An 8338-nucleotide genomic window follows, 5' to 3' on the forward strand; every position below is an offset into this window, starting at 1 on the left:
GATTCTCTGCTTTCATCAGCCCTGATTCATATCATTCCATCTTATCTTTCAGTTGTTCCCTCGATGCCTGCATGTCTTCCCCCTTACCTTGTGCAATATCCATACTCCCTGAACGAAATCCTTCTAAATCAAGTGTGATATATTTATACCCGAGTTTCTTTAGAAACTTTACAATTTCTTCCCTATATTTCAGTGCTTTATTCAAAGCTTCTGTGTCTATTTCTATTCGGGCGAGTTCCTCCTGCACACGTAATCTTACATTATAAAATCCAAGGGACTTTAAGTATGCCTCTCCTTGTTTAACTGCTTCCATCTTTTCTTTCGTCAGTTCGGTACCATAAGGAAACCGTGTTGCCATACAAGGGGACGCTGGCCGGTCTGCCACTGAGATTCCATACGAGAAGGCAAGAGCTCTTACTTCTGCTTTCGTCATTCCCGCATCTGCCAGAGGGCTCACGATTCCTAATTCATGGATTGCCCGGATGCCAGGCCGATATTCTTTTAGGTCGTCCGCATTGGTGCCTTCTAAGATAGTATGGACTCCTAATTTCTCAACGTTCTCCCGAAGTCTGGAAAACAAAAGCTTTTTGCACAAGTAACAGCGGTCGATTGGATTTCGTTCAATTCCGGCTTCTTTCAGTTCATCAATATGCAGGATCATGTGATATGCCCCTGTTTCCTCTGCCACCCGTTTCGCAGTCTCCAGATCCTCCGCCGTATGCAGCTCGGTCTGTATGGTCACTGCATAGACTTTCGTTGTGTACTTTTCCGCTGCCTGACAGGCCGCCTTTAGAAGAAGGCTGCTGTCTGCTCCGCCGGAAAATGCCACCGCGACATCCTGTCTTGCATATTGGTCCATGCTCTCCAAAAAAAGCTGCTGCTTTGTCGTCCTGCTATCCTCTCTGGAATCTTTAAATATCTCGTTCATTGGCTTCCCTCTCAATCAATCTATAGACATCCTGCCAGGACAGTCGATTCTTTTCACTTAATTGTACAACACTGTCATACTCCGGGTAGATGCGATTTCCTGATGGAAGGCTGCATACTTTTACCCTTGCCGTTCCAAGAGAGGTCTCCACTTCTTTGATCTCCCGTTTTAAGACACTGCGTTCCATCCGCTGTCTGCGGATACCGATGGTTGTTGTCTCCTTAAAAATAATTTCTTCCAGCTTTTCCACATCTTCCCTCATGCAAATAACATTTAACTGGTATGCCGGACGATTCTTCTTCATAAAAACAGGCATATAATGGACATCTCTCGCCCCTGCATCCAAAAGCCTCTGCATCACATACCCCAAAGCCTCGCCCGTACAGTCGTCGATATTGGTCTCTAGCTTATAGATACAATCCTCCTGATTGCAATCTTCTTCCTGCCCCTGCGGCTCAATGAGCATGGCACGCAGCAGGCTCGGCCTCTCATACTGCCTCTTGCCAGCTCCGATTCCGATTTTCTGAATAATGAACTGTTCTGGCAGCCTGCTGCTTGTCCGAACCGCTGCTGCGATTGCTGCGCCCGTCGGTGTCACCAGTTCTCCTTCGATGCCTGTCATATGAAGCGGCAATCCATGCTCCTGTACAATTGCTGCTACCGCAGGAACCGGAACTGGAATCATGCCGTGCTGACAGCGGATATAGCCAGAGCCTTCATTCAAAACAGGGACAATGACCTCTTCTATTCCAAGATCATCCAGGCAGACTGCCACGGCCGCAATATCTACAATTGAATCCACGGCTCCGACCTCATGGAAATGTACTTCTTCCATGGGAACACCATGAGCCCTTGCCTCCGCTTGTGCCAGTATTTCAAAAATACGTACTGCTATGTGTTTTGCACGATCCGTCATGTCTGAATCACGAAGGATCGACAAGATATCCCCAAGATTCCTATGAGCGTGGACATGGGAGTGTGTGTGAACATGTTCATGTACGTGGTCATGACTGGTGTGGTCCTTCTGTGTGTGACTGTGGTCCTTGCCATGTGCATGACCATGCAGGTACTCCATATCATGGTCATGATTCTCATACTTTTCGTCTAATACTACATTGAAATCGCAGGCATCCAAGCCATTTTTCGAGACTCTGCTGATTTTTATCTGGTACCCGGGAACATGGAGACTCTCAAGCGTCCGGCGCAGCACCTGTTCATCTGCTCCCAGGTCCAAAAGTGCCGCTGCCATCATATCCCCGCTGATTCCTGCTCCACATTCTAAATATAGTGTTCTGCTCATTTATCTTCCCCCAGTCTGTTGATTTGTGTCGCAATATATCCCGCGCCATATCCATTATCGATATTGACGACTGCGATTCCATTGGCACAGGAATTAATCATCGTCAGAAGTGCCGACAGCCCATGAAAATTTGCCCCATACCCGACTGAGGTCGGAACAGCGATGACTGGCTTGTCCACAAGCCCGCCCAGGACACTTGCCAGGGCGCCTTCCATCCCTGCCGCTGCAATGACACAGTTTGCACTCTGAATCACATCCAGACGGGACATCAGACGGTGAATCCCACTGACCCCTACATCGTAGATTCGTTCCACATAACTGCCAAAATATTCGGCCGTCTGTGCCGCTTCCTCCGCTACTGGAATATCTGCTGTCCCCGCCGTACAGACCGCGATCTTCCCTATGTGTTCCTTGTCCTTTTTCTCAATTTTCAATATCTTGGAGAGTGGGTCGTACTCCACCATCGGAAGCGCCGTCTTTAAGAACTCGTACTGTTCCCTGGAGGCTCTTGTTCCGAGCACCTCCCCCTCCTCTTCATACAGCTTTTGATATATATGGAGTAAATGCTCTTCTGTCTTACCACTACAGAATACTACCTCTGGGAAACCCGAGCGCAGCTTCCTATGTGTATCCAGCTTCGCATACCCCATTTCTTCAAATGGCTCTCGCCGGAAATACTGTTCCGCCTCCGAGACAGACATTTCCCCGCTTTTCACCTTTTCTAATACTTCATGTGTTTCCATCTATAGCCACCTCATTCTTCATGTTCGATCATTACCCAAATCGTTATCTATTATTATATCTTTTCTTCTATCCGTTGTCACGCAGGATTTCAGCCTGGATATCTACGAATAACAAATACCGTCTGAACTATAGCATGATACTGTGCCATAGTTCAGACGGCATTTCTTTCTTTTCTATTTTATTATTCGAACCCTTTAATTCGCTCGACAACTGCTCCTTTCTTTTCCAGATTTCGGTATACGAGAACGGGCACTATCATACAGATTATAGCAATGCTAAGCATTGCTGCCAGAACGGATATTATCGGCACTTCAAATGGCACTCCTTGATAATTTACCGACTGATAAATCTTATATGTCACAGCAAGCCCGATCGTTATCGTAATGCCCCAGGCGCCTCCTGCATATAGCATTCCCTCCATGACTAGCATTTTTCTTAACTGCTTTCCTGTCATGCCAATACTTTCCATAACAGAAATCTCCACCTGACGGCTCTGGATACTTCCTACCGTGGTATTTACATAATTCATAAACCCAATCAATGCAAGAATCGCTATAATTCCGATTCCCACTCCCATCATATTTCCCTGGGCTTTTTTGACATACTCCATCAATTCTATTTTAGAATCATAAGAAAAATCTTTTGCATCAGGACTTTGCTGAAGCAGTTCTAAGATCCTGCCCTCTGTATCCTCATCATACTCCTCATCGTAACGGATTCCCACTTTAAAAACACAAGGATTTTCCACGAATGTATTGACTACCTTTTCACTGACAATGATCGTAGGTGGATATCCATTGAGTGCGTTATAATATGTTTCATCTGTAAGTCCTGCAATCTCAAAGGTACGTTTATTTTCCATGTCAGCATATTCTGTACAGGTGACCTTCTTCCCTAAAAGTTCCTTTTCCTTAAATGATAGATCGTTTCTTACTAAAATACAGGTCTCTCCCTTTTCAAATGCTTTTGCATCCACAGGTGTTTCCAACGTCTCATTGAGGTTTTCCAGATCTGTCCGGCTGATTCCTACCAGACAGGAGCCAAAATTCTCGGGGTGATCTTTATATTCTTCTATTTCATCCTCATAAGGAATTGTCATCCACATCTCATAAAACTCACGCATCCATTTGTCCGAAAATTCCGGTTCCCACGGAACTGTTATTTCTGTATAAATGACCGGATGAACTTCTTTCACTCCCTTTGTCTTTTTGAATTCATTCAGAAGCTTTTCGTCTATAATCTGCCTGTGTTCTGATAAGTCCTCTTTTTTGATCGTATCATTCTTAACGACCATATCTAAATCCATATAATTATAATTAAATTCTCTTGCCCCCTGGCTGTGAATCAACGTCGTCATACAGAGGAATACCGATAAGCTGGCTGCCATGGAAAGCATGACAATGAAAGCTTTTTTCTTATCCTTTCTAAGCTGTTCCCCTGCCATACGCCACAATATTTTTCCTTTTCCTGTTTTATGGCTCTTCTTTGCCCCCGTTTTCGGTCGATACCCCAACGCTTCAACGGGTGAACACCTCATTGCCATTTTAGCTGGTTTTTGGCTGGCAATAAAAACTGTAAATCCGATAAATAAAATAGTCAGGAAAAACACTGCCGGATGAAACGCAATTTCAATCTTCCCTGCTTCTTTGCTAATTCCAAGAGATCTTACGGTAATCGGTATGAGGAAAAAAGAAACAGTGTAACCAAGAATAATACCTCCTGATATTCCAACTCCGCCAACCAGAAGCATCTGTTCTACCATCAGATGGTACACCTGCCTGCAAGTCATCCCGACCGTTTGAAGCAGACCATAATAACGGATATTTCCGGCCACTGTAAGATACATAATATTGTAAATCAGAAGATAGGCACAGAAGCAGGTAATTAACACAAGGCCTAAAATGCCGAAAAGAATCTGGACTGACAATCCCATATCTGCCGTAAAAAACAAACGCTGCTGCTTTCCAAGGTTCAGACTGTTTATAAAAGCATCCTGTTCTGCCTGTGTCATTATCTTCTGTTTGAACTCAATATGCAGTCGTCCTGAAGATACTTCTGCCAGCGAGTATCCTGACTGTTTATAAAATGCCTCTGATACGAAAAAGGCCTTTTTATCTCCAAATCCATCCCACATTCCTGAAATCGTGAAGGTTCTTTCTTCACTTCCACTTGGGGTCGTATATTTCATTTGAATAGTGTCGCCCACATCTACCCCCTCAAAGCCACACTCTTTTAATGCTTTTGGGGTCGCCATGACCTCATTTTCCGCTTTCGGGTAATCTCCTTTCACCCATTCCCGCGCCGGTTCCATCATTTCGTTCCAGTAGTCACTGTCCGCCCAGATAAACCCTGCATTAGGCGTCTTATCCTGTGGTGTTTCTTCTACATATCCGGCTACGCCTACAGCTCCCATTCTTACAATATCTGGATTCTCCCTGCACAGCTTTAGTTGTTCCTCTGTCGCCCCATACATAATTGCATCATACTGTGCACCATGCAACCGTATATTCTGCAATCTCTGCATCTTAAAGAAAGTAGCTCCTACAGTCAGTACACTGAAAAGAAGGAATGTAGAAAGTAAAACAGCAAGAATCATGGTAATGCTGCGCCGTTTATTATTTGTTAAAGAACGCCTCGCCATCCGGGTAACCACTGCTCTGTTATTATTCCTAAGCATGGAAACCACTTCCCTTCACGATCTTTCCGTCTTCAATGCGCACGATCCGGTCTGCAAGCTGGGCGATATCGTTATCATGGGTAATCAGTATAATGGTCTGTCCAAACTGTTTTGCTACAATTTTTAAAAGTCCCAGCACATCATGACTGCTCGCCGTATCGAGATTTCCCGTAGGCTCATCTGCCAGTAAAATGGCTGGCTTTGAGGCTACAGCCCTCGCAATGGCTACTCTTTGCTGCTGTCCTCCTGATAGAGTATTCGGAAGTGCCTCCCTCTTTTCATGTAGTTTTAATAAATCCAGTATCTGGTCCACGAATTCTGTATCAATAGGCCGTCCATCCAATTCTATCGGAAGAACAACATTTTCATATACATTTAAATCCTGCACTAGATTATAGCTTTGAAATACAAATCCTACCTTTCTCCTTCTGAAAATGGCCAGTTTTTCTTTCGTCATGCCGGCCAGATTCTTTCCATTTACATATACGCTTCCGCTGGTGGGCGTATCCAGACCTCCAATCATATGAAGGAGGGTGCTCTTCCCGCTGCCTGACTTTCCCACAATCGCCGTGAATTCTTGTTCCTTCACTGCAAAATTCACGCCGTCCAGCGCTTTTACTGTATTTTCTCCCAGCTTATAATACTTTTTTAAATCCTTTGTCTCTACGATCCAGTCTCCCATAAATCTGCCTCCTTTTTTGATATCTTAAGGATATCCTATAAAAATCACAAACCATTCTCATTTTCGAATAATCTCAAATGTGTGATACTTATTCATTTGGCAGATACAGGCAAAATTCAGATCCTTGTCCTGGCTCTGAATGCACTTCTATATATCCATTCTGCATTTCCATGATTTCTCTTGTAAGATAAAGCCCTATTCCGATGCCGTTCTCACTGTGCACCTCTGGCTCCCTGTAGAACCGTGTGAAAATCTGAGCCTGCCGCTCTAAAAGAATCCCCTTACCAGAATCCTTAATCGCGATTTTTGTAAACATTTCTTGTCGTATCACCGATATATGAATCGTTCCCTTTGGTCCTGTATACTTCACGGCGTTGTCCAGCACATTAAACACCGCTTCCTCTGTCCATTTACTATCGTGCTTAAGAAACATTTTTTCTTCACAATCTACAAATATTCGAATTCCCTTTTTCGCAGCAGGGGGGACAATTTCTTCCACGGCCCGGGCAAGGGTCTTATACAGATTCTCTTCTCTGCTTTTGATTAAGATACTCCCAGCCTCCAGACGAGACATTTTCACCATGCTCTGCAAAAGGAATTCCAATTTTTCCGTCTGTCCCTGAAGATTCTTAAGAAAATCCATACCTCTCTCAGACAGATTTTCTTCCTGTAAGAACTCCAGATACAGCTTAATATTGGCAATCGGCGTCTTTGTTTGATGGGAAATATCAGAAATTAGCTCTTTCATCTGCTCCTTCTTCCGAATATTTTCTTTTTCTTTCTCCGTCCATAGATGATGCACCCGCACCAGCTTCTCACAGCTTTTCCCCCAGAGAGTATCCTCTGTTTCGTCTTCATTTACCAGCTCCTTATCGGAAATAATCCGATCCAGGGAAGTTTCCAGTTTATCTGCAAATTCACCAACATCCTTTTTCAGCAGATACATCCTCCCAGCCAGTATAAATGAGACCGCAACAGCACATATTGTGATTCCTATTAACCAACCCATTGATAACCCATCCCATACACATTTGAAATATACTTGTGCTCTTCATCCTCGATCTTTCCCCGAAGTCGGTTTACATTTACTGCGAGAGCATGCTTATCCACGAACTGACCTCCACTGTCCCATAACTTCTCCAGAAGAATATCATATGTAAGCAGCTGCCCTTTATGAAGAACAAACTGACGTAACAGGCGGAATTCCGTCGGCGTGACCGGACACTCCTCCCCGCCTGCCATCACCTTCACAGACTCAAAATCAATCTTGAGATATCCATCATCGAATGACAGCTTATAATCTGCCACTGTCCTTTTTAAAATCAGATCTATTTTTTTCAATAAGATTTTCATGGAAAAAGGCTTTGTCACATAATCTTCTGCTCCCAGCTCATATCCTATGAGTACATCTTCTTCCAAATCCCGGGCACTCAAAAATAGAACTGGAATGTCCTGTTTCCTTTTCGCCCACCTACAGAATTCAAATCCATCTCCATCTGGCAGATTGATGTCTAATAGAATCAAATCCATCTGTTCTTTCCCATATACTTCTTTGGCTTCTCTTATTGAAAAGACCGGAGCTATGGTGTAACTTTCTTTTTCCAAAGCATAACAAAGTGCCTGGTTTAATTCCTGGTCATCTTCCACAACTAAAATCCTCTGCATTTATGTCCCCCATTATAAATAAAAATCTTTGTTTTATATCATCATATCATATTCACTTTTATCTTTCTTCCCCATTTTGAATAATCACAGAGCTGTGATTATTAGCAAATTTCATATCCTGCTTATTCCTATAGCGCCCACTGTTCTTTAAACACAAAAAAACGATACCAATCGGTATCGTCCTCTCATTCCATCTATCTGATGTACCTTCAAAACTACACACAAAGAATCTTTAAACATCCATTTCCTATCACCTTGCTTGGTTATGCCCTCGACCTATTAGTAACAGTCAGCTCCATGCATTACTGCACTTCCACCTCTGCCCTATCTACCTCGTCGTCT

General features: G+C 43.7%; 7 protein-coding genes and 1 rRNA gene. All 8 read right to left on the bottom strand.

The features are described 5' to 3' along the window. Window positions 1–31: 31 nt before the first annotated feature. Window positions 32–928, bottom strand: a complete 897-nt coding sequence (larE, locus tag HGO97_RS16830) for an ATP-dependent sacrificial sulfur transferase LarE (RefSeq protein ID WP_216244002.1) — start codon at window positions 926–928, stop codon at window positions 32–34. Continuing rightward, window positions 912–2228: a nickel pincer cofactor biosynthesis protein LarC gene (gene larC / locus HGO97_RS16835; RefSeq protein ID WP_216244005.1), complete on the bottom strand. Its 1317-nt coding sequence runs from the start codon at window positions 2226–2228 to the stop codon at window positions 912–914. Before larC ends, larE begins: the two co-directional genes overlap by 17 nt. Then, window positions 2225–2971 (bottom strand): nickel pincer cofactor biosynthesis protein LarB, encoded by a 747-nt coding sequence (gene larB / locus HGO97_RS16840; RefSeq protein ID WP_216244007.1) that lies wholly within the window; start codon window positions 2969–2971, stop codon window positions 2225–2227. The genes larC and larB overlap by 4 nt, the downstream gene beginning before the upstream one ends. 182 nt (window positions 2972–3153) lie before the next feature. After that, window positions 3154–5649 carry an FtsX-like permease family protein gene (locus HGO97_RS16845; RefSeq protein WP_216244008.1) on the bottom strand — a complete coding sequence of 832 codons (2496 nt, stop codon included), beginning with the start codon at window positions 5647–5649 and terminating at the stop codon, window positions 3154–3156. Further along, entirely contained in the window at window positions 5642–6331 is a 690-nt protein-coding gene (locus tag HGO97_RS16850) for an ABC transporter ATP-binding protein (RefSeq protein ID WP_216244029.1), read from the bottom strand. Before HGO97_RS16850 ends, HGO97_RS16845 begins: the two co-directional genes overlap by 8 nt. An 88-nt stretch (window positions 6332–6419) precedes the next feature. After that, window positions 6420–7340 carry a sensor histidine kinase gene (locus tag HGO97_RS16855; protein WP_216244031.1) on the bottom strand — a complete coding sequence of 307 codons (921 nt, stop codon included), beginning with the start codon at window positions 7338–7340 and terminating at the stop codon, window positions 6420–6422. Beyond that, entirely contained in the window at window positions 7328–7996 is a 669-nt protein-coding gene (locus HGO97_RS16860; protein WP_216244033.1) for a response regulator transcription factor, read from the bottom strand. Before HGO97_RS16860 ends, HGO97_RS16855 begins: the two co-directional genes overlap by 13 nt. A gap of 259 nt (window positions 7997–8255) precedes the next feature. Beyond that, window positions 8256–8338 (bottom strand): 23S ribosomal RNA (locus tag HGO97_RS16865); the annotation flags it as partial.

It is taken from the genome of Faecalicatena faecalis (assembly GCF_012524165.2).
GTDB classification, from domain to species: domain Bacteria; phylum Bacillota; class Clostridia; order Lachnospirales; family Lachnospiraceae; genus Faecalicatena_A; species Faecalicatena_A faecalis.

Excerpts from the sequence above, each read along its gene's own strand:
- larE (WP_216244002.1), bottom strand. The coding sequence starts at position 928 with ATGAACGAGATATTTAAAGATTCCAGAGAGGATAGCAGGACGACAAAG.
- HGO97_RS16845 (WP_216244008.1), bottom strand. The coding sequence starts at position 5,649 with ATGCTTAGGAATAATAACAGAGCAGTGGTTACCCGGATGGCGAGGCGT.
- HGO97_RS16850 (WP_216244029.1), bottom strand. The coding sequence starts at position 6,331 with ATGGGAGACTGGATCGTAGAGACAAAGGATTTAAAAAAGTATTATAAG.
- larC (WP_216244005.1), bottom strand. The coding sequence starts at position 2,228 with ATGAGCAGAACACTATATTTAGAATGTGGAGCAGGAATCAGCGGGGAT.
- larB (WP_216244007.1), bottom strand. The coding sequence starts at position 2,971 with ATGGAAACACATGAAGTATTAGAAAAGGTGAAAAGCGGGGAAATGTCT.
- HGO97_RS16860 (WP_216244033.1), bottom strand. The coding sequence starts at position 7,996 with ATGCAGAGGATTTTAGTTGTGGAAGATGACCAGGAATTAAACCAGGCA.
- HGO97_RS16855 (WP_216244031.1), bottom strand. The coding sequence starts at position 7,340 with ATGGGTTGGTTAATAGGAATCACAATATGTGCTGTTGCGGTCTCATTT.